Below are 25637 nucleotides of genomic sequence, written 5' to 3' on the forward strand. Positions count from 1 at the left end.
CGAATCCGCCCATCCCAAAACATCACCGGGTCACGGGTGGCGGGCCTGTGGAACGTTCTACCTCCTCCGGCCGCGCCTCAGCAGGCGGAACACGACCAGGCCGACGGCCGCCGTGACGGCCGCCACGGCCGCGGCCGCGACGGGACGCCTGGCCGCCCGCGTGGTGACCTCGTCTGCGGCCCGCCGCACGTCGGCCGGGGTGGTCCGCCTGACCCGCTCGGCGACCCCGGTCGCGGTGGCCGCGGTGGCCGCGCCCGCCCGGCGCAACTCGTCGCCGACCTGGGCGGCCGTCTCGTGCACACGCCCTCGCACGTCGGTCTTGCGCACCAGCGCCTCCACGGTCTCCCCCAGTTCGCGACGGTCCCGCTCGATGTCCCGCCGTACGGACTCCCGGCTCGTTCCCCCGGCCTCGCCCGTCTCCTTCCCGCGGGCCTTCTCCGGAGACCTCTCCGGAGCCCCTGTGGCCTTCCCTGTGGCTCCCTCTGCGGCCTTCCCGGGGGCCTTCCCGGGGGTCCGCCGGACGGCTGTGGGCTGTCCGGTACCCCCGTCCCCCTCGACGAGGCTGGGCGTGCCGTCGCCCCCCTCACCCGTGGGCGCCGAGGAGGGGCCCCCGCCCGGCTGTTTGGGCGGGACGTTCAGCGACATCCTCTCGTCGGGGGCCACCGGGGCGCCGACCCGCTGTCTGTGGGCGCCGACCGTGCCCGCGTCCCAGATCTCGTCCTTCGGAGTTCCGTTGTCGCTCTCGCTCATCGGTGCGCACTCTCCTTCACCATGCCGATGTCCTCCCTGAGGCTCTCGATGGTCAGCTCGGGAGCGGGCGGAACGGCCTCGGACACCTGCCGTTTGCCGAGGAGCCCCAGAACGGCGGCCACGGCCAGGAGCACGACGCCCACGACGGCGGCGGCGACCCAGGCGGGCATCACCAGGGCGAGAAGCAGGATCACCGCGGCCACCAGGCAGCCGCCGCCGTACAGGGCCACCACACCGGCCCCGCCGAACAGCCCCGCCCCGAGCCCGGCGTGTCTGCCCTTCTCCGCGAACTCCAGCTTCGCCAGGCGAAGCTCGTCCCTGACGAGGCGGGAGACCTCCTGTGACATCCGCCGGATCAGCTCGGCGGTCGACAGCGTGTCCTTGGGATTGCCGATCATGGCGTTCCTCCTCCCTACAGGAGAAGGCGCCTACCCTGTGGCGGGACGGCAAACCCCAGGTCACCGACGATTGATCGGGCCGTTGCCCGTCCTTTCCCCGCGGCCACGCGCCCTTTCCCCGCGCCTCACGGCGCGGGCCGCACCGGCCGCACCGGCCCGTGACCTCGAAAGCCGCCCCCGTGCACGCCTTCGAGGGCCCGTCCACGGCCGGCGCCCCGGGTGGAGAGCTCCGGGGCGCCGGCCGTGGACGCCGGAGCCGCCGGCGGAACCCACGTCAGACGGCCCCTGACAACGAGGCCGTCGTCCCACAGCGGACTCACCGTAAGCCGCGCGAGACCCGGTCCACATCGGCCCGCGGGCGGATACGGCCGTGACCCGCGCGGTAGGCGCGGCACGGCCGTACAACTTCCGCGGTACGGTCGCTCATCCACCGGCTCGATGAGAGGACGGTCCGCGCCTGGCTAGCATGCCGCGCATGCGGGCAACAGTGACGGCACTCGCGCGGCGGGTGGGTGAGGTCGACCCACGGATCGTCGACACCCTGCTGGCCGTCGCGCTCACCGGGATCACCCTGGTGTGGGCCGTCAAGGACCAGACCGGCACCTGGTTGCGTCCCGACACGGTCGCGATCCTGCTGACCTGCGCGGCCAACCTCCCCGTCGCCGTACGGCGGCACGCGCCCATGACCGCGCTCCTGCTGTGCGTCGCCGCGTCCCTGTGGCACCACAGTCTGGGCTACCAGCCGAACGTGAACAACTTCTCCGTCCTGCTGACGCTCTACACCGTGACCGTACGGCGCTCGCTCGCGGCCGGGGTCGCCGGGGTCCTGGCCGCGGCCTCGGTCTGGTGGTGGTCCTCACTCGCGGCGTCGAAGGACATGGCGGCGCTGAACCTGGCGCAGAGCGTGCTGATCGTCCTGACGGCCTGGACGCTCGGCCTGGGCACCCGAAGGCTCGCCGACCGCAACAGGCGCCTGGCCGACCTCTCCGAGCGGCTCGGATACGAGCAGGAGGCGCGGGCGAGGCGCGCGGTCACCGAGGAGCGGGTGCGCATCGCCAGGGAGCTGCACGACATCGTCGCCCACCACATGTCGGTGATCTCGGTGCAGGCGGGGCTGGCCCGTTACGTGTTCGCCAGCGACCCGGGGACGGCCAGGACCGCGCTGGCCACGGTCGCCGACACCAGCCACGAGGCCCTTGAGGAGATGCGGCGGCTGCTGGCGGTGCTCAGGGTCGACCGGCGGCCGGGCATCGACGGCGTCTACGACCCGACCCCCGGCCTGCCCCAGCTCGGTCAGCTCGTCGAGCGCGTCCGCGCCGCCGGGGTCGAGGTCGCCCTCGACGTGTCGGGCAAGGCGAGGCGGCTCAACCCCGGGGTCGAGCTGTGCGCCTACCGGGTGGTCCAGGAGAGCCTGACCAACGTCATCAAGCACGCGCTGCCCGCCCACGCCTCGGTACGGCTGCGCTACGACTGTGAGGAGCTGATCATCACGGTCACCGACGACGGCGCCGTCCCGCAGGGGGACGAGGGGGGCGGCCTCGGGTTGATCGGGATGCGCGAACGGGTCAGGCTCTACGGGGGCGAGATGCGCGCGGGACCGCTGCCGGGAGGCGGGTTCGAGGTCACGGTGACGTTGCCGCTCTCAGCCCCTCAGGAGCGAGGAGACCAATGATCAAGGTACTGGTCGTCGACGACCAGATCCTGGTGCGGGCCGGGTTCGCGGCGCTGATCCGGGCCACCCCCGACCTGGAGGTCGCCGGGGAGGCCTCCGGCGGGCAGGAGGCCGTCGCCATGGCGGGCTCGACCCGCCCGGACGTGATCCTGATGGACGTGCGGATGCCCGACCTGAACGGCATCGCGGCGACCGAGCGCATCCTGGCCACGACGGGCCCGGCCCAGCCGAAGGTGCTGATCCTGACGACCTTCGACCTCGACGAGTACGTCTACGACGCGCTGCGGGCCGGGGCGTCCGGCTTCCTGCTCAAGGACACCCCTCCCGAGCGGCTGATCGCGGCGGTCCGCACCATCGCCGCCGGGGACATGCTGTTCGCGCCGACCGTGACGCGCCGCCTGGTCGAGGCCTACACCAGGGAGAAGGACACCGCGCTCGTCTCGTGGACGGGGCTCGACACACTCACCGCCAGGGAGACGGAGGTGCTGCGCCTGGTCGGCAGGGCGCTGTCGAACGGGGAGATCGCCGACGAGCTGCAGGTGAGCGAGGCGACGGTCAAGACCCACCTGAACCGGACGATGACCAAGCTCGGGCTGTCGAGCCGCGCCCAGGTGGTCGCCCTGGCCTACGAGACCGGCCTGGTCAGCCCGCGGCACGGCCGCTGAGCGCCCCGCCGTACGGCCCGGGTCAGGGGGTGTCCCCGGGGGTCAGGGTGTGCAGGTGGAACTCCTCCGTCCCCTCCTCCTCGACCCACGAGGGCTCCGACAGGAGCCTGGTCAGGACGAACCCGCCCTTGACCGCGACCCGGCACGAGGCGGCGTTGCCCGTGGCGTGCCGCAGGTCGAGGCGGGAGAGGCCGAGGAAGCCGAACGCCCAGCGGCCGACGACGCCCAGCGCCCGGGTGGCCACGCCGAGGCCCCTGGCGGAGGGCAGCACCCAGTAGCCGACCTCCCCGTGGCCGCGGGCCGCACCGGTGCCGATCCTGACCCTGATGTGGCCGAGCACCTCGCCGGTCGTCGCGCCGGTGACGGCGAAGGAGGCCTCCGAGCCGTCGGACCAGCCGAGCGCGCGCTGGGCGAGCCAGGCCCGCTCGTCGGCTCCCTCGGGCAGGCCGGTCGCCCAGCGGCGGATCCGTGGATCCCGCAGGGCCAGCGCCGCCGCCACGGCGTCGGCCTCCGACAGGTTCCACGGACGCAGGTGCAACGCTCCGGCGGTGATCTCCATGGGTTCCACGTCCGCCGAGCCTACTTTCGCGGAGTGGCGAAAAGTAGTGACAGGCGAGATCATGAGACCCTTGCCCTACTTCAAGTACAGAGAAGAAGGGCGGCACGCTAGAGATGGCACAGATCGTCGGTGGCGGGCGCCCGGTCAACGACGCGGAGCGGCGGGTCATCGCGCATCTGCGGGACAGCGCGCCGGACGACTGGCTGCTGCTGCACAACATCGAGGTGCCCCGTGGCGACGACGCCTTCGAGGTGGACCTGATCGTCGTGACCGGCCACTCGCTCTGTGTCATCGACGTCAAGGGCACCCGGGGCAGGATCGAGGTGGCCGGGACGCGGTGGTTCCCCGCGCGGCGGGACGCCTTCGGCTCCCCCGTGGCCAAGCTGCGCGGCAACGGGCGGGCGCTGAAGGGCCTTCTCACCCAGAGCCACCGGGAGCTCGAACGGGTCTACGTCGACAGCGTCGTCGTGCTGACGGGCGCCGACGCCGAGCTCGTCGACCCGGCGGGCCGTGACGCGCGGCACGTCACCGACCTGGCGGGGCTGGTCGCCATGCTGAGCGACGTCTCCCGGGTCAGGCGGGGATACACCCCGGACGCCAGGCCGTACCGCACGGCGGTGATCGAGGCGCTGAACGGCAGCGTGCGGCGGTCGACCTCGCCGCCGCGCTTCGGCAACTGGGAGGTCGAGGAGCAGCTCGGCGGGGACAACCGGACCACCGAGTACCGGGCGATCAACGCGACGCTGCCGGGCAGCGAGACGGTCCTGCTGCGGGTCTACCGCGCCGACCCGCTGGCCGAGGAGGAGCCCAGGGCGGCCGAGCGGCGGCTGATCGCCAACGCCTACCAGTCGCTCACCCGCATCCCCCCGCACCCGTGCGTCGTGCGCTCGCGTGACTTCTTCGCCATCGACGACGAGAGCCGGTTCGTGCTGGTCCTGGACGACGTGCACGGCCAGGCGCTGCACCTGTACATGTCCCAGGCGGGCAGGCGGCCGTCGGTCGAGGCCGAGCTCGACGTGGTCGAGGACATGTTGCTCGGGCTGGCCCACGTCCACGCCAACAACGTCATCCACCGGGCGCTCAGTCCCGCCCGCGTCCTGGTCACCGAGGACGGCAGGGCCATGCTGACCGGGTTCGACTACGCCAAGCCCGGTCCGCGTCCGCACACGGTGGCCAACGAGCTGCCCAACGTGCTCGACACCCACTACGTCGCCCCCGAGTGCCAGGCCAGGCCGGAGCGGATGACCGCCGCCGCCGACGTGTACGCGGCGGGGGTGATCGCCTTCCAGCTGCTGACCGGCGGGCTGCCCGCGCCGGGGTCGGACGCCGTGGGCCAGGCGCGTCCCGGCGTGCCCGCCGAGGTGATGGAGCTGCTGCGCCGGATGCGCGACCCCTCCTCCGCCGGGCGCCCCTCGGCCGCCGAGGCCCTCGACGACCTGCGCAGGGCGCGGGAGGGGCTTGCCCCCGCGCGGGAGCCGATGCTGCTCGGCAGGCTGCGCAACCGCTTCCTGCGGTCCTCCCGCCGCTAGGTCCCGCCTCCGTACGGTCCCGCGTGTCAGGAGTCGACGAAGTCGTCCGTGACCATGACGCGCAGGCCGTTGGGAACGGTCCTGATCGTGATCGGGGTCATCAGGCGCACCTCGCCGTCGACGTCGGCCGCCAGCGGCGGGTCGGTCTCCAGGTACATCTCCTGACCGACGACGAAGGGACCGCCCGCGAGGCTGCGCCAGCGGCCGGTCGTCGCCCGTACCAGGGTCTCCACCAGCAGCCTCAGCCGTTTGCCCGAACCGAGCTGGTAGGCCACGAGCCTGCCGTTGTCGATGCTGATGTCCCTGGCCACCTGCCAGCCGCCGTGGAAACGGCCGTTGGCGATGTTGAGCTGGTGGGTGAGCAGCTCGTGGCGGCGGCCGTCTGCCGTGATGAAGGCGCGGAAGGGCCGGTGGCGGGGCAGGATCGTCAGCGCGGTGAGCGGGTAGGCGGCCCGTCCGAGCAGGCGTTTGAGCCAGGGCCTCACGGTGCCCGCGACCTCGACGGAGACACCGAAGCTGGCCAGGTTGGCGAACTCCCTGTCACCGGCGACGCCCAGGTCGACGTCGGCGACCTTGCCGGTGCGGAAGACCCTGATCGCGCCCGGCAGGTCGAGGGGCAGGCCGAGGCTGCGGGCGAAGTTGTTGGTCGTGCCGAGCGGCAGCACGCCCAGGGCCACGTCCCGGTGCGCGACGTGCTTGACGGCGGCGCTGAGCGTGCCGTCCCCGCCGCCGACGATGAGCAGGTCGGGCCGTTCGGCCAGGGCCGTGTCCAGGGTGGCGCGCAGACGGCGGGGGTCGACCACGGCGAAGGTGCGGATCGGCTCGAAGCCCTCGGCGCGCAGCGTGGCGACCACCCGGGGGTAGAGGCGGCGGCCCCTGCGCGAGTGGGTGTTGACCACCACGCAGACCCTGCGCCCGGTCCTGATGGCCTCGGTGTGCTCTGCCTTGCCTCGTAACTCGCCCACGCCGCCCCTTCCGGTCCACTGCCTTCCCGTCAGATCGTAGGGCCCGCCGGATCGTGGGGCTGCGCCCGCGGCCGGGTACGGCGGACGCCCGGCCGGAAAGGTCCGGCCGGGCGTCCTGGTGTCTCACCGTTCGCCGGGTCGTCCCCGCCCGGGTGGGCCCGGACGGGGACGCGCCGGGTCACTTCTTGGGCGGGGTCACCTGGAGGAGGACACCGAGGTTGCCGGGGAGCGGGGCGAGCAGCTTGAACTTCACGCCCAGGGCCTTGCCCTCGTCACCGGGGTTACCGCTGCCCAGGACGTTGCCGTTGCCCAGGTCGACGCCGTACACGTCGGTCGCGGGGGTGCCGTCGGGGTTGACCACCCGGGTGCTGTACTGCTGGTCGCCCTTGGAGGGGACGACCACCGAGGCGTCGAAGTCACGGTAGTACAGGCTGCCGTCACGCAGTTCGAACCCGGGGTACCAGGTCTTGGCGTCGGTGAACTCGCGCACACCGGGCAGCGCGGCGGTGTTGGTGCAGTACTCGCTGAAGGGCTCGTTCGGCCCCTCGATGCACTCCTTGAAGGGGTAGGTCTTGCCGAAGGTGAAGGCCGCGTTGGAGGTCTGCACGCGTCCCTGCATGTTCTTCAGGATGGTCGTGTCCTTGGTCGCGGCCACGCCGGTCCGCCGCAGCGGCTCGAAGTGGGAGTCGACCAGGAGCAGGCTGCCCTTGGAGCCGATGCTCGGCGACAGTTCGAGGTTGTTGCTCAGGACGTTGTTGGTGAAGGTCGAGTCGCGGTACCAGACGAGCAGGCCGGGGGCGTTGTACTTGACCTTCTCCACCTTCCACGAGCCGTCACGCGAGTAGTCGGTGGTGTAGGTGTACTGCAGGCCCTTGTCGAAGCCGTCGAAGTTACGCCACTCGGCGAGGTAGAACCGGGAGACCTCACGGAAGCCGTCGTTGATGCCCCAGCCCTGGCCGTGGGTGTTGGTGTAGGTGCCACCGCTGGCCGTCCAGCCCTGGTTGCCACCCTCGACGTCGTCGCTCCAGACGGTCTGGGCGCCGTTGGTCAGCGAGAAGTCGTCGGCGTGCCAGCTGCGCGGGGTGAAGGCGGCGTCGGTGTTGTAGACGAGCCTGAGCTTGACCGTCTTGCCCGCGTAGGGGGCCAGGTCGACGTAGTCGTGCCGCCAGCCGTTGGTGTTGCCGGTGAGGGCGTACTTCCTGTTGTTGAACTTGGAGAGGTTCTTGTTCGGGTCCGGGTAGTCGTCACCGGTGGAGACCAGGGCTCCGCCCTCGGTGTAGACCTTCTGCTGGCTCCAGGTGGCGCCGTTGTCCGTGGAGACCTCGATGAAGCCGAAGTCCCAGTCCTCCTCGATCTCGTAGTTGTTCCAGAGCCAGAACTTCACGTCCGTGCCGGCGGGCACCTGGACGTCGCGGGTGAGCTTGACGTCGGCCCACTCCTGGTCGAGGTTGGACCACCACATCTTGGTGCCGCTGTGCGGCTCGACCATCTTCAGCGGCGCGCTGTCCAGGTTCACCCGGACGCCGTCCTCGGTGAACTTGGGCGTGCGCGAGGACTGACCGACGGTCACGACGCGGCTGCGGTCACCGGGGTTGAAGACCTTGGGGTTGGCCCAGCCGAGGATCCACTTGTCCCACAGACCCATGTGGGTCGGCATCGACTGGAAGATCGGGCCGCTGTGGGAGCCGGCCGACATGAGGTCCCAGAAGTCGACGGCCGAGGAGGCGCTGCCCGTGGTGTCGTAGAGGTCGGGCAGACCGAGGTCGTGACCGTACTCGTGGGCGAAGACGCCGACGCCGGAGTCCTCGGGCTGAACGATGTAGTTGGAGATCTTCACGTCCTTGCCGGGGACCTTGTAGCCACCCGCGACGGCGCTGGAGTGCGCCCAGATCGCGTAGGTGCCCTCGGCGCCGCCGTCGGAGGACTTGTCCTTGCCCGCGTGGACCAGAACGAGGTGGTCGACCACGCCGTCGGGCTCGGCGAAGTTGCCGTCACCGTCGGAGTCGGCGACGTCCTCGACGTCGTAGTCCGCCCACGGGAAGTTCGGGTTGGCGGCGGCCAGGGTGTCGACCGCGTCGATCGCGAGCTGGCCGGGGCCGAGCGGGTTGCTCGGGTGGCCGCTCATGTCCTGCGCTTCCTTGCCACAGGCGCGGGCGCCGTAGTAGGCCTCGGAGTGCGGGACCTTGACCCACGGGGTGGCCTCTCCGGTGACCGTGTAGGCGCCCTTGGACAGCTCCTCGTACATGTTCCGCATCGTGGAGCCGGCGATGTTGATGCCCTTGCGACCGTCCCGGGGGTCGGTCAGGTCGGTACGGACCCTCTTGGTGATGCCTTCCTTGCTGTAAAGCATCTTGTTGAAGTGGTCCGGGCTGAAATCAGGCACCCAGAAACTGTTGTTGTCCTTGTGTGCCAAGGACGCGGGGTCGGGAATCTTGTTATGCAGCGGGCCGTTGAGCAGGGTGCCCGGCGGCTCGGTGACGCAGTTCGCCGGGTCGTCGTCGTTGACGTTCGGCGGGCGCTTGAAGCCCGAGAAGTCGTCGTTGGCCTTGTCGTTGAACTCCACCAGGACGGTGAGGAGTTTGGCCTGCTTGGCGACCTTGGCCTTCTTGAACAGGAAGTCGGCGGGGTTGATGCCGGTCCTGATCGCCTCCGCCTCGCGCGCGGCCAGAACGCGTGCCGCGGCGGGGTTACCCTCGGAATACTTGTGGGCGATCTGCCTTGACGGGCTGATCCGGCGCTCCTTGGAGTTCGGCGCGGCCGGGTCCTGCACCTCGGGCTCGTCCCTGGGTGTGGCGTAGTTGATGTAGTAGTCGGCTGCGGTCGGCTGGTACCTCGCGACCGTGGTGTCCACCGTGGTGTCCGCCTGAGCCGACACTCCTCCCGCCGCCAGTCCCGCAGCGGCCAGGCCCACGACGGGCACTATCGCGAGCAGGCGCCTTCGAGCACCCCTGCCTTTGCTGGACAACGCTTACCCTCCCTGCCCGGGTTCGCCGGGCGCGAACGTCCCAGATGCGCCTTATGTACGCACCGAGCGGGACGTTAGACGAGAAGGTAAAGCAGGAGTAAAGCCGCTGAATGATGTTGTAAAACTGTAATGAATCATCACTTCACAGGAAATGGTGATGATTTCCACTATTTTTCTGTTGACAGCGCTTTCACAGCAGGTCAGCGCGGTGAAAGCCGGAAGGCGGGCCTCGGGGAACCGCTCCCACGGCTCCCCGGGCCCGCCGACGACCCCGAGTAGGGAATCCGGTGGCTCGCTCTCCGGCGACCCCGGTTCAGACCTCCTCGCCGGGGGCGGTCGGATCGAGCTGGCGCGGCTGCGCCTCGACCCTGGGGTACTTGAGGTCGAACGCGGGACGCTCGGACCTGATGCGCGGCAGCGAGGTGAAGTTGTGCCGCGGCGGCGGGCAGGAGGTCGTCCACTCCAGCGAGTTGCCGAACCCCCAGGGGTCGTCCACGGTCACCTTCGGCGCGTTCCTGGCGGTCCACCAGACGTTGTAGAGGAACGGCAGCGTGGAGACACCCAGGATGAAAGCGCCGACCGAGGAGACCAGGTTCAGGAAGGTGAAGCCGTCGGCCGGGCTGTAGTCGGCGTAGCGGCGCGGGAAGCCCGCCGCGCCGAGCCAGTGCTGCACCAGGAAGGTCGCGTGGAAGCCGATGAACAACAGCCAGAAGTGGATCTTCCCCAGCGTGTCGTTGAGCATCTTGCCCGTCATCTTGGGCCACCAGAAGTAGAAGCCCGCGAACATCGCGAAGACCACGGTGCCGAAGACGACGTAGTGGAAGTGGGCCACCACGAAGTAGGAGTCGGTGACCTGGAAGTCCAGCGGCGGGGAGGCCAGGATGATGCCGGTCAGGCCGCCCAGGAGGAACGTCACCAGGAAGCCGACCGAGAACAGCATGGGTGACTCGAAGGTCAGGTGCCCCCGCCACATCGTGCCCACCCAGTTGAAGAACTTCACCCCGGTCGGGACCGCGATGAGGAACGTCATGAAGGAGAAGAACGGCAGCAGCACCCGGCCGGTGGCGAACATGTGGTGCGCCCAGACCGTGACGGACAGCCCCGCGATGGCGATGGTCGCGCCGACCAGGCCGATGTAGCCGAACAGCGGCTTGCGGCTGAAGACCGGGATCACCTCGGTGACGATGCCGAAGAACGGCAGCGCGATGATGTACACCTCGGGATGGCCGAAGAACCAGAACAGGTGCTGCCAGATCAGCGGCCCGCCGGTCGCGGCGTCGTAGACGTGCGCGCCGAGCTTGCGGTCGGCCTCCAGCGCCAGCAGCGCGGCGGCCAGCACCGGGAAGGCGATCAGCACCAGCAGTCCGGTGAGCAGCACGTTCCAGGTGAACAGCGGCATGCGGAACATCGTCATGCCGGGAGCGCGCATGCAGATGATCGTGGTGATGAAGTTGACGGAGCCGAGAATCGTCCCCAGGCCCGACAACACCAGGCCGACGATCCACAGGTCACCGCCCACCTGCCCGGAGAAGGTCGCGACCGACAGGGGGGTGTAGCCCGTCCAGCCGAAGTCGGCCGCTCCGCCGTTGGTGGCGAACCCGCCGAGCGCGATGATCCCGCCGAACAGGAACAGCCAGTAGCTGACCATGTTGAGCCTGGGAAAGGCCACGTCCGGCGCGCCGATCTGCAACGGCATGATCACGTTCGCGAACCCGGCGAACAGCGGGGTGGCGAAGAACAGCAGCATCAGCGTGCCGTGCATGGTGAACAGCGCGTTGTACTGGACGGTGTTGACGAGCTGCAACCCGGGATGCGCCAGTTCGGCCCGGATGACCAGGGCCATCACGCCGCCGATCAGGAAGAACACGAACGCGGTGATGATGTAGAGGTCTCCGATGACCTTGTGGTCCGTCGACGTCAGCCATGAGACGACCACCCTCCCCGCGCGGACGGGCTCGGCCGCGGCCCGCTGTTGCACAGTCGTCACAGCGAGGCTCCCTTCGGTTGGGCGACAGCCGTACGAATCGAGACTTCTCCTCACCTGGCCGTCACGTCACCACATTTGGCAGAACCCTCACCGAGCCTCGCCCGCATCATCACGTGACATCCCGTGTGATCCCCCCTCGGACCGGGCCCCGTACAGTCCCCCTGTGAGCGTTATCTCCGAACTCGTCGCCGCCCTCTCGCCGGAGAAGGTCCTGACGGACCCTGACGTCACCGACTCCTACGCGCGGGACAGGACCTTCCTCGAACCGGGCAGGCCGCTGGCCGTCGTGCCGGCCGAGACCAGGCAGGACGTGGTGGCCACGCTCAGGTGGGCGACGGAGCACCGGGTGCCCGTCGTGCCCAGGGGCGCGGGCAGCGGCCTGGCGGGCGGGGCGACGTCGGTCGAGGGCTGCGTCGTCCTGACGCTGCACAGGATGACGGCGATCAGGGAGCTCTCGCCCGCCGACGAGGTCGCCGTGGTCGAGCCCGGCGTGATCACCGCGGACCTGGACAGGGCCGCCAGGGCGCACGGGCTGATGTACGCGCCCGACCCCTCCTCCCACGAGATCTCCACGATCGGCGGCAACCTGGCCACGAACGCGGGCGGCCTGCGGTGCGTGAAGTACGGCGTGACCCGCGACTCGGCGCTCGGCCTGGAGGTCGTCCTGGCGGACGGGCGGGTCCTGGAGACGGGCAGGCGCACGGTCAAGGGGGTGACGGGCTACGACCTGACCGGCCTGTTCATCGGCTCCGAGGGGACGCTCGGCGTGATCACCTCGGCCACCCTGCGGCTGCGCCGGGCTCCGGCCGTCTGTCCGGCGACGATCGCGGCCGAGTTCACCTCGCTCAGGGACGCCGCCGCCGCGGTCGCGGCGATCATCGCGGCGGGGTGCCAGCCCTCCCTGCTTGAGATGCTCGACCGCACGACGCTCAAGGCCATCGACGACTGGCGCAACATCGGGCTTGAGGCCGGCACCCAGGCGATGCTGATCGCGCAGTCGGACGCCGCGGACGGCCCCGTGGTCGCCGAGCGGATGGCCAGGCTGTGCGCGGAGAACGGCTCGCCCTTCGTCGCGGTCTCCTCCTCCGAGCAGGAGGCCGAGGAACTGGTCGGGGTCAGGAGGCTCGCCTACCAGGCCAAGGAACGGCTCGGCAAGTGCCTGGTCGAGGACGTGTGCGTGCCCCGCTCCGCGCTGCCGTACATGATCGAGAGGATCGAGGCCATCGCGGCCAGGCACGGGGTGCTGATCGCCACGGTCGCGCACGCGGGCGACGGCAACCTGCACCCGGTCTTCGTCTTCGACCGCGGCCTGGCGGAACCGCCGCCCCAGGTGTGGGCGGCGGCCGACGAGGTCTTCAGGGAGGCGCTCGGGATGGGCGGCACACTGACCGGCGAGCACGGGGTCGGGCTGCTGAAACGGCGCTGGCTCGCCCTGGAGGCGGGACCCGTGACCGAGGAGGTCCACCACGGGATCAAGCGGGTCTTCGACCCGCTCGGCATCCTCAACCCCGGCAAGGCCATCTGAGGGGCGTCTCCGGCGCACCATCCGGACCACGGCTCACGCTGGTAGCGTTCTGCACCACATAACCCAATTCGTAGGTTTTGTCGGGGGGCATCGTGGTACAGCCGCTCACGTCGGGGGATCCTCCGCGGCTCGGGCCGTTCGAGCTGACCGGCAGGCTCGGCGAAGGAGGCCAGGGCGTCGTCTACCTGGGCAGGGGGCCCGCGGGCGAGCAGGTGGCCGTCAAGCTTCTCCACCACGGGCTCGCCACCGATCCCGAGGCCAGGACGCGCTTCCTGCGCGAGGTCTCCGTCGCCCGGCGGGTGGCGAGGTTCTGCACCGCCCCGGTGCTCCACGCCGACCTCGCGGGCAGCCAGCCGTACATCGTGAGCGAGTACGTGCCCGGCCCCTCCCTGCGTCAGCTCGTCGACCGGGAGGGCCCGAGGAGGGGCGCGGCGCTCGAACGCCTGGCGGTCAGCACCGCCACCGCCCTTTCGGCCATCCACCGGGCGGGCATCCTGCACCGGGACTTCAAGCCCGCCAACGTGCTGATGGGGCCCGAGGGGCCCGTGGTGATCGACTTCGGCATCGCCAGGGCACTTGACTCGCCGGGGACCACCGCGACGGGGACGACGATGGGGACGCCCTCCTACCTCGCTCCCGAGCAGCTCGGCGGAGGTGAGGTGACGGCGGCGGCCGACGTGTTCGCCTGGGGCGTCACGATGGTCTTCGCCGCGACCGGGCGGCCCGCGTTCGGCGCCGACTCCATCGCCGTGGTGATGAACCGCATCCTGACCGTCGAACCCGACCTGGGCGGTCTTGAGGGGCATCTGCGCGAGCTGGTCGCCGCCTCCCTGTCGAAGGACCCGGCGTCACGCCCGACCGCCGAGGAGCTGGTCAGCCATCTGATGGGGGCCACGGTCCCCTCTCCCGTCAGGAACGCCGCGCCCGCCGCCCCGGCACCGGCACCCGCCCCCGTGGCTCCACGGGTACGGCGACGCCCCTCCGGGATGCTGCTCGCCGGAACCGCCGCGATCGTCGTCTTCGGCGCGACGGCGGGCGCCGTCGTGGTGCTGCAGGGCGACTGGGGGGCCGCCAGCACGCGGGCCGCGGTCTCCCCGCCCGTCACGGTGCGGTCGCCGTCGCCGGACCCCGTGCTCTCCCCCGCCGACCCGCCCTCCGCCTGGACGTCCGCGACGCCCCGCCCGCGGCAGCGCAGGAGCACCGAGCCCGTCGGCCGTCTCACCGCAGAGCCCGGCACGGCCCGGCCCCGGCAGCCGTCCGGCCCGCCTCGGGCGACCCGTGAGCCCAGCGCGAAACCGACCCAGGATCCCACGCCCAAGCCCACGCAGAAGCCCACGGTCAAGCCCACCGTCGCCCCCACCGTGAAGCCCACCACGAAGCCCACCGTGAAGCCCACTGCGAAGCCCACCGTGAAGCCCACGGTGCAGCCGACGCCCAAGCCGACGGTGAAACCCACGGTCAAGCCGACGCCGAAACCCACTCCGAAGCCGACGCCCAAGCCGACCCCGAACATCTACACCGCGACCGGTGTCTGCGGCTCCGGCTACAAGGTGATCGACTCAAGGGGGATCGGCGCCGCGACCGTCTACCTGCTCTACAACTCTGCGGCGGGCAAGAACTGCGTCGTCACCATGTCGAGGTACATGGTCCCCGGGAAGATCAAGATGAACGCGATCCTCCAGGTGAAGGGGGGCGCCTCCGGCTCGAACCCGGGCAGTTTCACCGCCTACGCGGGCCCGGTGCGGATCGCCGCCGTCAAGAAGTGCGTCATCTGGGGCGGCACGTACGGCACGGCGACCTGGAAGAGCGGCTGGAGCCACTGCGGCTGACAGGAGTCCCGCCCGCCTCGCCCCGGGCCGCGCCGGGTACCGTTCTGCGCGTCGGCGCCGAACCCGGGGCCGGGAGCGACCAAGGAGCGTGGATGAACACCGACACGGACCGGCCAGTGGAGCGCCTGGTGCGCAAGGAGGTGTCCGGCGGGATCGCCACGATCACCCTGGACTCCCCGCGCAACCGGAACGCGCTGTCCGTGCGGCTCCTCGGCGACCTGGAGGACCTGCTCACCCAGGCGCTCGCCGACGAGGAGGTGCGTGTCGTCGTGCTCACCGGGACGGGGCCGGTCTTCTGCGCGGGCGCGGACCTGAAGGAGCAGCGGACCGAGCCCGGCGGCGCGCCCGGGGCCCCGGTGACCGCCTCGTTCCCGGAGATCATGCGCCTGATCTGGGAGAGCCCGAAACCGGTCGTCTGCCGGTTGAACGGCACCGCCCGCGCCGGGGGTCTCGGCCTGGTCGCGGCCTGCGACTTCGCGATCGCCCCCGACACGGCGTCGTTCGCGTTCACCGAGGTACGGCTCGGCGTGGTCCCGGCGATGATCTCGGTGACCGTGCTGCGCAGGCTCGACCCCAGGGCCGCGGCCGAGTACTTCCTGACGGGTGAGACCTTCGACGCGGCCAGGGCGCAGGAGATAGGCCTGCTGACCAGGGCGGTACCCGGGGAACTGCTCGACGAGACGGTCGCCCACTACGCCGGGATGCTGCTGCGCGGCGGCCCTGAGGCGCTGGCGCTCACCAAGCGGCTGGTGCGCGAGGTGCCCGCGCTGTCCTTCGAGGAGGGGACGCGGCGCATGGCCGAGCTGTCGGCGCAGCGGTTCACCTCCGCCGAGGGGCAGGAGGGGATCACGGCCTTCATGCAGAAGCGCGCCCCCTCCTGGGTGCCCGAGCGATCCTGAGCCGTACGGCGGCCGCGCGCCAAAAGTCCTATTAATCCCATATTTCACGAAATATGGGCATTTCGAGATTTGAAACCCTCATGCAACCTTCCGAAGTCTAGGATTGCGCGCAATTGTCCGAAGATGCTGGATTGGGGAAGGAATCAGTCATGCGTTCGCGCTTTCCGACCCCCTCCGGCCCGCGCCGCACCCCGGGAGACGGAACCAGGAGGCCGCTCGCCGGACGTTCCCACACATATTGATCACGATTGGGGAGACGGCTATGGCACGATCCGCGCGCTCGGTCTACCCTCGTGCGAACCATGCGGGAGATTCGACGGGCGCGCGGAACGGGCGAGCCGGTGGGCGCGCGGGCGCCCCGCCCCCCGCGATCCGCGGAGGAGATCGGGTGAGCGAGTTCCAGCAGGTCCGCACCGAGCTGGGCGCCCGGCTCAGGCAGCTGCGCGAGGCCGCGCAGCTGTCCGGCAAGGAGCTGGCAGAACGGCTGAGGTGGCAGCCGTCCAAGGTCTCCCGCATCGAGAACGCGCGGCAGACCGCCACCGAGGACGACGTCACCCTCTGGGGCCAGGCCGTCGAGGCCACCCCCGAGGTCGTCGAGGAGCTGATCGAGCAGGCCTGCGTCCTGCTGGAACGTCAGGACTCCTGGCGGCAGCGGCACCGTACCGGCCTGGCCACGCTCCAGGAGGACATCCGCGACCTGGAGTCGCGGACCCAGACGTTCCGGGTGGTCGAGCCCGGCGTGATCATCGGCCTGCTGCAGACGACCGAGTACGCCCGCAGCGTCTTCACCAGGATCAAACGCCTGTACAACGCGCCCGACGAGGTCGACGCCGCCATCAGGGTGCGGATGCGGCGCCAGGAGATCCTCTACGACCCGAGCAGGACGTTCCGGTTCCTCATGTCCGAGGCCGCGCTGCGTTACCGCCTGGCGCCGCCGGAGGTGATGTGCGGCCAGCTCGACCGGCTGCTCGCGGTCACCGCGCTGCCGAACGTGGAGTTCGGCGTCCTGCCCTTCGAGGCCCCGCTGCCCGCGGCCCCGATCAACGGCTTCTGGATCTACGACAGGGGGCAGGTGGCGGTGCCGACCAGGACCCGTGACCTGATCCTGCGCGACCCGGAGGACATCGCGTTCTACGAGCACAGCTTCGAGGAGTTCCATCAGGTCGCGGCCTTCAGGGAGGACGCCAGAGCGGTGATCGTCAAGGTATTGGAGGATTTCACACGACAATCTCGGGTTTAGTATCCGCAATTGCTTGATTAACCTCCCAAGATCGTGCAATTCTCTGTCGAGACGGAGGTGATGCACGATGCTGGACACGCTGTCTTGCCTTGAGAAGTTCGCCGCCGCGGCGCGGCAGCACGCCGATCTGGCCGTGCAGCGGGTCTCCTTCGACGACCCCGCCTACGTCTCGGTGCGCAACCGTTTCAGCAGCACCCTGACCGAGACCGTGACCTGCTCCCAGGACGGCGGGTTCATCACCTCGTGGGGCTACCGGCTCGGCAGCGCCGACAACATCGAGGACGCCGCCGCCCGGCTCGCCTTCCTGCTCGCCGCGCTGCCCGCCTGACCCCTCACCCGGTCTCCGGCCCCCGCCGACGCCCCGTCAGCAGGGTCCCGGCGCCCTGGCGCCCCTGTTCCTGATCCAGCGTTCGAGGTTGCCCTCGCGCCCGCCGAGGATTCCCACGAGGTCCGTCCGGCCCTGTGGTCGCGCGTACAGGCACCATCTGTCGCCGGTGATGTCGCCGATCGTCCACGGCCGGTGACCCGCGGGCCCGGGGGTCACGGCGGACGGTACGGCGGGCGCCCGGAGACACAGGGTCCACGGCTCGCAGGAACGCCCGTCCGCCCGGGTGTCGGCCGCGGTCGCGGTCGCGGTGGCCCCCGCGGCCAGGATCACCAGCGCCGACAGCGTTCCCCTGATCCGCAGCCTCCGCAGGGCGTCCACTCCCGCCTCCCCTTCGAGATCGTCCCGGCGGGGCCGTCCCGACCGGCGGCACAAGCATGGCCCACCCCCCGCCTTCCCGGCGTCACGCCACGGAACTGTCCGTAACCGGCCAAATGGCGAACTCCCATTTGTGGTCGACCTCAAACCAACCCCAAGTCGTCTCCAAATCGGTCACGCCAGAGTCGGGGCATCGACCGAAGGGATAGATCATGACAATCGGGAACGACCTGCGGCGCGCGGTCAGGGGACAGGTGCTCGCCTCGGGTGAGGAGGGCTTCGACCGGGCCAGGGCCGCCTGGAACCTGGCCGTTGACCAGCCCGTCCTGGCCGTGGTCGAGGCGCGGGACGCCGCCGACGTGGCCGCCCTGGTCCGCTACGCCCGGCTGGCCGGGCTCTCGGTCTCCGCCCAGCCGAGCGGCCACGGCGCGACCGGCGACGTCGAGGGGGTGATCCTGCTGCGCACCGGCGCGCTCGGCGGTGTCGAGGTGCGGCCCGAGGAGCGGCTGGCCCGGGTCGGGGCGGGCGTACGGTGGGCCGAGGCGCTCTCCGCCGTGAGCCCGTACGGCCTGACCGGTCTCGCGGGCAGTTCCACGGCGCCCAGCGTGGTCGGCTACACCCTGGGCGGCGGGCTGAGCTGGTTCAGCCGCCGTCACGGGCACGCTGCCGACTCCGTCCGTGCCCTCGACGTCGTGGACGCCGAAGGGGAGGCGTTCCGGGTGGACGCGGACTCCGACCCCGAGCTGTTCTGGGCCCTGCGCGGCGGCGGCGGTGACTTCGCGCTGGTGACGGCCGTCGAGTTCGACCTGCACCCCGCTCCCCACCTGTACGGCGGGCGCCTGATGTGGCCCGCCGAGCGGGCGGGCGAGGTGCTCGCCGCCTTCCGCGAGGTCACCGCCTCGGCCCCCGAGGAGCTCGCGGTCTGGTTCACGCTGCTGAACTTCCCCCCGTTCGACTTCCTGCCCGATCACCTGCGCGGCAGGTCGATGGTGACGATCGACACCACCTTCCTGGGGGAGGCGGCCGAGGGGCGCGACCTGCTGCGCCGTTTCGAGGCGATCGGCGGGACGGTCTCCGACACGCGGGGGCCGCTGCCCGTCGCCGCCCTGGGGGACGTCTGCGCCGAGCCGTCCGACCCGGCGCCCGCCCTCGGGCACGCGGAGCTGCTGACCGGCCTGGACGACGCGGTGGCCGGGGCGCTGCTGTCGGAGCCCATCGCCCCGCTGGTCAGCCTTCAGGTCCGGCACCTGGGCGGCGCGCTCGCCCGTCCGGTGCCCGGCGGCGGCGCCTGCGGCCATCTGACGGAGCCCTACTCGCTCTACATGTTCGGCGTCACCCCGGGCCCCGAGGCCACGGCCGCCGTGGAGACCCGGCTCAAGGAGATCGCCGGGAAGTTCGTGCCGCACACCAGCGGGCGCAAGCCGTACACCTTCCTGGGGGTCGGGGAGCGCGCGGCGGCGGCCTTCCCCGGCGACGTCCTGGCCCGGCTGCGTGACGTCAAGCGGGCCCGTGACCCCCGTGGCGTGCTGCGCGCCAACTACCCGGTCCTCGGCTGATCCCCCGCTGAGGCGACGGTGAGGGAGGTGAGGGGTCAGTCCTCGGGGGCGGGGGACTGCTCCTCGAAGACGGCGGGGCTCAGGCCGACCTCGCGGGCCGCGGCGACCCTGGCGTGGTGCAGCAGCCTGCTGCGGGACATGCCGCCCGCGTGCAGGGTGTAACGGACCACCAGGCCGTCGAGCATCCCGTCGATCCGCTCGGCCGCCCCCTGGGGGTCGTCGCAGGTGAACTCGCCCGTCTCGGCCCCCTGTGAGATCACCTCGGCGAGGATCTCGATCCAGGCGCCCTCAAGCTCCAGCAGGATGGTCCTGACGTGCGCCTCGCGCACCCCGACGGCCCAGGCGTCGAGCCAGAGGATCCAGCTCTGGTCGGAGCGGGAGGCCGGGATGTAGAAACGCAGGACCCGGTCGAGCCGCTCGACGGCGCCGCCCCGCTCCGCCGCGATCTCCCTCAGCCGCTGGATCTCCGACTCGCTGGTGCTGCGGAGCATCTCGGTGATGAGGTCGTCCTTGGTGGCGAAGTGATAGTGGATCAGCCCGCCGCTCACGTTGGTGGCCTTGGCGATGTCCGCGACACGGGTGCTGGCGAGCCCGCGCTCCAGCACCACCCGCCGGGCGGCCTCAAGAAGCTCGGCCCGGCGCTGGTCGGCCTGGTCCGCGCGGCTGCCGCGCGCCCCTCCTCCGCTCTGCACTGCGCAAGACTACAGCAGCGGGCACCGGGGCCTCGTACTACTTGACTGGCCGCCCAGTCAAGGGGCCCCGGCCCCGGTCGTCAGTCTCCGCAGCGGTAGAGCGACCGGCCGTCCCGGGTGCCTCCGCCGTACTCGGCGCCGTACTCAGCGGGGGCCACGACGGCGCAGTTGGCGCTCACCCACGCGGTGACCTCGGAGCCTCCCGAGTCGGGACCGCCCCGGCCGCCGCCGGGGATGACGTAGCGCAGTTCCCCCGAGGCGACCAGCGCCGTGAGCCGCTCGACCGTCATGGCGGGGTCGCCTCCGACGAAGCCGCCCATGGCGATGACCGGCAGGCCGGTGGACAGGATGGCCGAGGAGGCGCCCTGCGCGCTGCTCACCGCGACCAGCCAGGTCGCGCCGCCCATGTTCTTCCTCAGGTAGGCGATCGTCTTCTCGCTCATGCCGCCTCCCGGCCCGCCGGGGAAACCACCGGGAAGGCCCTCGAGAGAACCCTCGGGAGGATCCTTGGGCAACCCCTCGGGGAGGCCCTCCGGACGGTCTCCCCGGCCGCCGCCGGGGAACCCTCCCGGAAAACCACCTCGCATCCCGCCGAACCCGCCGGTCTGCGGCCCCGCGGTGGGGTTGGTGCCGTTGACCGCGGAGCCGAGCGGGGTCAGCGCGTACGCCGCGGGACCCGCCAGCCCGGTGAACAGCGCCGCGACCACGCCCGACGCCGCCAGAAGCCGGGCGCGGCCCCGCGGGGATCCCGGCCTCAGCCCGGACGACGTCCCGGACGACGTTCCGGACAGCGCTCCGGACAGCGCCGTGGCCGTCACCGCGACCACCGTCACCCCGGCGACCGCCCAGGCCAGCCAGGGCACGAAGTCCGGTGTACGGCGCAGCACCGTGAACGCCCACGCCCCGGTGACGGCCAGGGCGGCGGGCAGCACCCAGGCCCAGGAGCGCCGGGTCCGGCCCGCGTGCCACGACAGCACCCCGCCCAGCCCGGTCAGCGCCGCGACCGCCGGAGCCATGGCGGTGGAGTAGTACGGGTGGAAGGTGCCGCTGGAGAAACTGAACACCGCGTAGTGGACCGCGAGCCAGCCGCCCCACAGCAGCAGCGCCACCCGGGCGGGGCGCAGGCGGGCACGGGCGGTGAACACCAGCCCGGCGGCCAGGGCGACGGCGGCGAAGGGCAGCAGCCAGGAGATCTGCCCGGCCATGACGTCGTTGAACAGCCGTCCCGCCCCGGACGCGCCGCCGAAGCCCGCTCCCCCGAAGCCACCGCCCCCCGGACCGCCCCCGGCGAAGTCCTGCCCGAGGATCCGGCCGAGGCCGTTGTAGCCGACGACCAGGTCCCGGACGGAGTTGTCCGTGCTGCCGCCGATGTAGGGACGATCTTCGGCGGGCCACAGGTCCACGACCACCATCCACCAGGCGCTGGAGACCACCAGCGCGGCGCCCGCGGCGAGCAGGCGGCCGAGGCGGCGCGGCACCGTTCCGGGAGCCGTGGCGAGGTGGACGAGGGTGAAGGCGGGCAGCACCAGGTAGGCCTGGAGCATCTTGGTGTTGAAGGCCAGGCCGACGAGCACGGCCGACAGGACGAGGGTGCGGGTACGGCCGGTGCGGATCGCCTCCTGGCAGCACCAGGCCGCCAGCACCAGCAGCAGCACCAGGACGGTGTCGGGGTTGTTGTCCCGGTTGATCGCCACGGTGATCGGGGTCAGCGTCATCACCAGCGCCGCGATCAGCGCGGCCGCGTGACCCGCCGTACCGGGCAGGGCGCGCCGTACGGCCGAGTGCGTCACGCCGACGGCGGCCACGCCCGCGACGGCCTGGGGCAGCAGCAGGCTCCAGGTCCCGAACCCGAGGACCCGCGCGGAGATCCCCATCACCCACAGCGCCAGGGGCGGCTTGTCCACGGTGATGAACGACCCGGCGTCCAGTGCCCCGAAGAAGAAGGCCTTCCAGCTGCGGGTGCCGGACAGCACGGCCGCCGAGTAGTAGGAGTTGGCGTAGCCGTTGCGGCCGAGCGCCCACAGGTGCAGTACGGCGGCCAGCGCCAGGACCGCCCACAGGGCGGGACGCGCCCACCGGGGGTCGCCGGGGGCGCCGAGGAGGATCCGGCGCGGCCTTCCGACCTTGGCCGGGGGCTGCGTGACGGGGTCGTCGATGACGGGTGAGTCGTTCCCCGTGGTGGTCATCGGCCCGGCCTCCTCGTGCGGCGCGGGCTGAAGACCCAGGTGCGCAGCAGCAGGAAACGGATCAGGGTGGCCAGGGCGTTGGCCACGACGACGGCGGTGATCTCCGCCGCGGCCGGGGCGCCCGGTGCCAGGCGGTGCAGCAGGGCCAGGCCGCCGGTGCTCAGCAGCAGACCGGCCAGGAAGGCGAGGCCGCCCTCGAACTGGTGGCGCAGCGCGCCGGCGCGGCCGGTGACGCCGAAGGTGAAGCGGCGGTTGGCCGCGGTGTTGGCCACGGCGGTGACGAGCAGGGCGACGGCGTTGGCCGCGACCGCGGGCATCACCAGCCGCAGCAGGACGAACAGCCCGAGGTGGGCCAGGGTGCTGACCGCGCCGATCACCGCGAAGCTGGGCAGCTGCCCGGCCATGCCGATGGGCAGCCGGGCCCGCTGGACCCTCGGCGGCACCGGGATCCCGGCCGCGCCGGACAGGGTCTTGCGGGTGACCCTGGCCATCCCCCTGAGGTCGTCCAGGACGGTCCTGAGGATGTCCACCCGGCTGTCGGGGTCGTCGGTCCAGTCGACGGGCACCTCGTGGATGCGCAGGCCGTGCCGTTCGGCCAGCAGGAGCAACTCGGTGTCGAAGAACCACTCCTCGTCCTCGACGGCGGGCAGCAACGCCTGGACGACCTCGGTGCGGGCTGCCTTGAAGCCGCACTGGGCGTCGGAGAAGCGGGCTCCCATGGCCGAGCGCAGCAGCAGGTTGTAGGTCCGCGAGATGATCTCCCGCTTGGGACCCCTGACGACGTTGGCGCCCCGGGACAGCCGGGTTCCGATGGCCAGGTCGCTGTGCCCGGACAGCAGCGGGGCGACCAGTGGCGGGAAGGCGTCCAGACCGGTCGAGAGGTCGACGTCCATGTACGCGACCACGTCGGCGTCACTGGCCGACCACACCCTGCGCAGCGCCCGCCCGCGTCCCTTGGCGTCCAGGTGCACGGCGTGCACGTGGGGCAGCTCCCTGCCCAGGCCGACGGCGATCTCCCAGGTGGCGTCGGTGCTGGCGTTGTCCGCGATCGTGACGCGGAAGCCGTAGGGGAGGTTTCCCGACAGGTAGTCGTGCAGGCGGCGCACGCTCTCGGCGAGCACCCGCTGTTCGTTGTGCACGGGGACGACGACCTCGACCAGCCGGGTGCGCACGGGCGCGGACATCTGCTTCACGCTGCCTCCCATGGGTGACGACTCGGATCTCTCATGTCCCCAGGCTCATCGGGGGACCTTGGGCGATCCTGAGCCGATCGTTAACGACCGGTGAGAAAACCGGCGGACCCACGGGCGAGGCGGGACACCCCGAGACAACCGGGAAGCCGTCCCCGCGAACCAGGCCCCTTTCTCGGGACTTTTCAGGAAATTTCGGGACAAGTGGTGGGTCGAATGCCCGGGTCAGGCCGATCCCGGGAAGCCGGGAAGCCGTACCCTGGCCAGGACACCGCCGTCCTCCGCGTTCTCCAGGACGACCTCTCCCCCGGCGTCCCGTACGGCCTGCGCCACGATGGCCAGTCCCAGCCCGGAGCCCGGCATGCTCCTGGCCGACGAGGAGCGCCAGAACCGGTCGAAGACGTAGGGCAGGTCCTCCCCCGCTATGCCGGGGCCGTGGTCCCTGACGGACAGCTCCCCCGCCGCGAGCCGCACCAGGACCGGGCCCTTGGAGAACTTCACCGCGTTGTCGAGCAGGTTGACCACGGCGCGTTCCAGGGCGGCCCGCTCTCCCCGCACGTACCACGGTTCGAGCTCGACCCGGATCGGGCTCTCCTGGGCCCGCAGCCTGGCCCTGCGCACGGCGGTCTCGACCACCTCGTGGAAGGCGACCTCGACGTGCGGTTCGTGCTCGCTCTCCGAGCGCGACAGCTGCAACAGGTCTCCGACCAGCGTGGACATCTCCTCGAACTGGGCCTTGAGACCGGCCAGCAGCCTGCCTTTCGGGGCGGCCCCGAGCGGGCGGCCGGTGTTCTCGCTGCGCAGCAGCAGGTCGATGTTGGTGCGCAGGCTGGTGAGCGGCGTGCGCAGCTCGTGCCCGGCGTCGGCGACCAGCCTGCGCTGGCGCTCGCGGGAGGCGGCCAGGGCGGTGGTCATCGCGTTGAAGGAGGCGCCGAGGCGGGCGATCTCGTCGGTTCCCTCGACCGGGAGGCGGGTCTGCAGGTCCTCGGTCCTGGCGACGTGCTCGACGGCCTCCGCGAGGCGGCCGACCGGGCGCAGCGCCGTACGGGAGACGAACAGACCGGCCGAGGCCGCGCCGACCACGCCGAGCGCGGCGACCCCGGCCAGTATCCAGGCGAGCGTGGTGAGGGTCGACTGGAACTCCGCCAGCGGCCGGGACTCCATCACCGCCAGCCCCGAGCCGACGCTCCTGACGAGCACCAGGACCGGGGCGCCCTCGTCCGTCACGCCGTCGCGGAAGTGCTGCGTCCCCTCCGGCGCCTTCGCCACGGCCTGGTCGCCCGGCACGAGCCGGACCCCGGTGTAGCCGATGACGCACCTGACGCCGCCGGTGTCGATCGCCTGCAGGAGCTGGAAGCGGGGGAAGGGCGGCTGGTGCTCGGGAGGAGGGCTCGCGCAGCTGCGTTCGATCCACTCGTTGCCCTGGGGGCCCTTGGGCGCGTTCAGGGAGCGTTCCATCTGGTCGAGCAGCTCGGACCTGACGATGAACCAGCAGACGGCCGCGCACACCGCGATCGCGACCGCGACCGCCGTCGCGACCAGCAGGGTGAGCCTGGAGCGCAGGGAGCGGCGTTTCCCTCTCACGGCTCAGGAGGCCCGTAGCACGTAGCCGACGCCGCGGACGGTGTGGATCACGCGGGGCAGCCCGGAGCTCTCGGTCTTGCGGCGCAGGTACATGACGTAGACGTCGAGGGAGTTGGAGGAGGGTTCGAAGTCGAAGCCCCAGACCTGGCTGAGGATCTGGTCACGGGTGAGCACCTGGCGGGGGTGGAGCATGAACAGTTCGAGCAGGAGGTACTCGGTCCTGGTCAGTTCGAGCGCTTCGCCCGCCCTGGACACCTCCCGGCTGGCGGTGTCCATCCGCAGGTCGCCGTAGCCGAGCACGGCGTCGCCGTCGCCGTGCGCGGCGGAGACGGCCAGCGCCCCGCGTCGCAGCAGCGCCCTGACCCTGGCCAGCAGCTCGTCCAGTTCGAACGGCTTGACCAGGTAGTCGTCGGCCCCCGCGTCCAGCCCGGAGACCCGGTCCCCGACGGCGTCGCGGGCGGTGAGCATGAGCACCGGCACGTGGTTGCCCGCCGCCCTGAGCCTGCGGCAGGCGGTCAGCCCGTCCAGTCTCGGCATCATCACGTCGAGCAGGACCAGCTCGTACGGCTCCCGCCGCAGGACGTCGAGTGCGGCCTGACCGTCCTGGGCCAGGCCGACCCGGTAACCCTCGAACTCCAGGCTGCTCTGCAGCGCCTCCCGCAGCGCGGGCTCGTCGTCAACGACCAGCACCCGCGCCGTCTCACCGTCGCCCATGCCCCAACGGTAGACCGCTCTCATGAGAG

21 protein-coding genes are annotated in these 25637 nt (G+C 71.3%); 9 read left to right on the forward strand and 12 right to left on the reverse strand.

Going from position 1 to position 25637, the window contains the following annotated elements; translation table 11 throughout:
* Positions 1-57: 57 nt before the first annotated feature.
* The gene (locus ABZ470_RS13260) at positions 58-750 is read right to left on the reverse strand and encodes a DUF3618 domain-containing protein (RefSeq protein WP_362911484.1); all 693 of its coding nucleotides are present in this window, start codon (positions 748-750) and stop codon (positions 58-60) included.
* A complete protein-coding gene (locus tag ABZ470_RS13265; RefSeq protein ID WP_352011575.1) occupies positions 747-1148 on the reverse strand; it encodes a phage holin family protein in 402 nt (133 codons plus the stop codon). Before ABZ470_RS13265 ends, ABZ470_RS13260 begins: the two co-directional genes overlap by 4 nt.
* Positions 1149-1623: 475 nt before the next feature.
* Between ABZ470_RS13265 and ABZ470_RS13270 the strand changes: the two genes are divergently transcribed.
* Both ABZ470_RS13270 and ABZ470_RS13275 read left to right on the forward strand, forming a co-directional pair.
* Positions 1624-2820 carry a sensor histidine kinase gene (locus tag ABZ470_RS13270; protein WP_352011574.1) on the forward strand — a complete coding sequence of 399 codons (1197 nt, stop codon included), beginning with the start codon at positions 1624-1626 and terminating at the stop codon, positions 2818-2820.
* A complete protein-coding gene (locus ABZ470_RS13275; protein WP_352011573.1) occupies positions 2817-3485 on the forward strand; it encodes a response regulator transcription factor in 669 nt (222 codons plus the stop codon). Before ABZ470_RS13270 ends, ABZ470_RS13275 begins: the two co-directional genes overlap by 4 nt.
* Before the next feature lie 22 nt (positions 3486-3507).
* On the opposite strand, the gene ABZ470_RS13280 is transcribed toward ABZ470_RS13275, so the two are convergent.
* Entirely contained in the window at positions 3508-4044 is a 537-nt protein-coding gene (locus tag ABZ470_RS13280; protein WP_362911694.1) for a GNAT family N-acetyltransferase, read from the reverse strand.
* Between the two features lie 113 nt (positions 4045-4157).
* On the opposite strand from ABZ470_RS13280, the gene ABZ470_RS13285 reads away from it, so the two are divergent.
* Positions 4158-5573, forward strand: coding sequence for an NERD domain-containing protein kinase family protein (locus ABZ470_RS13285; RefSeq protein WP_352011572.1), 1416 nt, complete (start codon positions 4158-4160; stop codon positions 5571-5573).
* A 26-nt stretch (positions 5574-5599) separates the two neighbouring features.
* Here ABZ470_RS13285 and ABZ470_RS13290 read toward each other — a convergent pair whose 3' ends face one another.
* The 3 genes from ABZ470_RS13290 to ctaD form a co-directional block, all read right to left on the reverse strand.
* Positions 5600-6538: a diacylglycerol kinase family protein gene (locus ABZ470_RS13290; protein ID WP_352011571.1), complete on the reverse strand. Its 939-nt coding sequence runs from the start codon at positions 6536-6538 to the stop codon at positions 5600-5602.
* A 178-nt stretch (positions 6539-6716) separates the two neighbouring features.
* Positions 6717-9449 (reverse strand): immune inhibitor A domain-containing protein, encoded by a 2733-nt coding sequence (locus tag ABZ470_RS13295; protein ID WP_362911485.1) that lies wholly within the window; start codon positions 9447-9449, stop codon positions 6717-6719.
* Between the two features lie 367 nt (positions 9450-9816).
* The gene (gene ctaD, locus ABZ470_RS13300) at positions 9817-11490 is read right to left on the reverse strand and encodes a cytochrome c oxidase subunit I (protein ID WP_362911486.1); all 1674 of its coding nucleotides are present in this window, start codon (positions 11488-11490) and stop codon (positions 9817-9819) included.
* Positions 11491-11653: 163 nt separating this feature from the next.
* Between ctaD and ABZ470_RS13305 the strand changes: the two genes are divergently transcribed.
* The 5 genes from ABZ470_RS13305 (at position 11654) to ABZ470_RS13325 (ending at position 17311) form a co-directional block, all read left to right on the forward strand.
* The gene (locus ABZ470_RS13305) at positions 11654-13015 is read left to right on the forward strand and encodes an FAD-linked oxidase C-terminal domain-containing protein (RefSeq protein ID WP_362911487.1); all 1362 of its coding nucleotides are present in this window, start codon (positions 11654-11656) and stop codon (positions 13013-13015) included.
* Between the two features lie 92 nt (positions 13016-13107).
* Positions 13108-14844, forward strand: coding sequence for a protein kinase (locus ABZ470_RS13310; protein ID WP_362911488.1), 1737 nt, complete (start codon positions 13108-13110; stop codon positions 14842-14844).
* A gap of 92 nt (positions 14845-14936) precedes the next feature.
* Positions 14937-15743: an enoyl-CoA hydratase family protein gene (locus tag ABZ470_RS13315; RefSeq protein ID WP_352011566.1), complete on the forward strand. Its 807-nt coding sequence runs from the start codon at positions 14937-14939 to the stop codon at positions 15741-15743.
* Positions 15744-16131: 388 nt separating this feature from the next.
* Positions 16132-16983 carry a helix-turn-helix transcriptional regulator gene (locus tag ABZ470_RS13320; RefSeq protein ID WP_362911489.1) on the forward strand — a complete coding sequence of 284 codons (852 nt, stop codon included), beginning with the start codon at positions 16132-16134 and terminating at the stop codon, positions 16981-16983.
* Positions 16984-17050: 67 nt separating this feature from the next.
* Entirely contained in the window at positions 17051-17311 is a 261-nt protein-coding gene (locus ABZ470_RS13325) for a hypothetical protein (RefSeq protein ID WP_352011564.1), read from the forward strand.
* Between the two features lie 36 nt (positions 17312-17347).
* On the opposite strand, the gene ABZ470_RS13330 is transcribed toward ABZ470_RS13325, so the two are convergent.
* A complete protein-coding gene (locus tag ABZ470_RS13330) occupies positions 17348-17689 on the reverse strand; it encodes a hypothetical protein (protein ID WP_362911490.1) in 342 nt (113 codons plus the stop codon).
* Between the two features lie 209 nt (positions 17690-17898).
* Here ABZ470_RS13330 and ABZ470_RS13335 point away from each other — a divergent pair, with 209 nt between their 5' ends.
* Positions 17899-19242: an FAD-binding oxidoreductase gene (locus ABZ470_RS13335; RefSeq protein WP_362911491.1), complete on the forward strand. Its 1344-nt coding sequence runs from the start codon at positions 17899-17901 to the stop codon at positions 19240-19242.
* 35 nt (positions 19243-19277) lie between these two features.
* Here ABZ470_RS13335 and ABZ470_RS13340 read toward each other — a convergent pair whose 3' ends face one another.
* The 5 genes from ABZ470_RS13340 to ABZ470_RS13360 all read right to left on the reverse strand — a co-directional run bounded on the left by ABZ470_RS13340 (position 19278) and on the right by ABZ470_RS13360 (position 25632).
* A complete protein-coding gene (locus ABZ470_RS13340) occupies positions 19278-19934 on the reverse strand; it encodes a TetR family transcriptional regulator C-terminal domain-containing protein (RefSeq protein ID WP_352011561.1) in 657 nt (218 codons plus the stop codon).
* A gap of 80 nt (positions 19935-20014) precedes the next feature.
* Positions 20015-22120: a glycosyltransferase family 39 protein gene (locus ABZ470_RS13345; protein WP_362911492.1), complete on the reverse strand. Its 2106-nt coding sequence runs from the start codon at positions 22118-22120 to the stop codon at positions 20015-20017.
* Positions 22117-23304 carry a glycosyltransferase gene (locus ABZ470_RS13350; protein ID WP_362911695.1) on the reverse strand — a complete coding sequence of 396 codons (1188 nt, stop codon included), beginning with the start codon at positions 23302-23304 and terminating at the stop codon, positions 22117-22119. The genes ABZ470_RS13345 and ABZ470_RS13350 overlap by 4 nt, the downstream gene beginning before the upstream one ends.
* Positions 23305-23535: 231 nt before the next feature.
* Positions 23536-24894, reverse strand: a complete 1359-nt coding sequence (locus ABZ470_RS13355; RefSeq protein WP_362911493.1) for a HAMP domain-containing sensor histidine kinase — start codon at positions 24892-24894, stop codon at positions 23536-23538.
* A 3-nt stretch (positions 24895-24897) separates the two neighbouring features.
* Positions 24898-25632, reverse strand: coding sequence for a response regulator transcription factor (locus ABZ470_RS13360; protein WP_362911494.1), 735 nt, complete (start codon positions 25630-25632; stop codon positions 24898-24900).
* Positions 25633-25637 lie beyond the last annotated feature (5 nt).

The organism is Streptosporangium sp. NPDC020072 (genome assembly GCF_040631445.1).
GTDB lineage: Bacteria > Actinomycetota > Actinomycetes > Streptosporangiales > Streptosporangiaceae > Streptosporangium.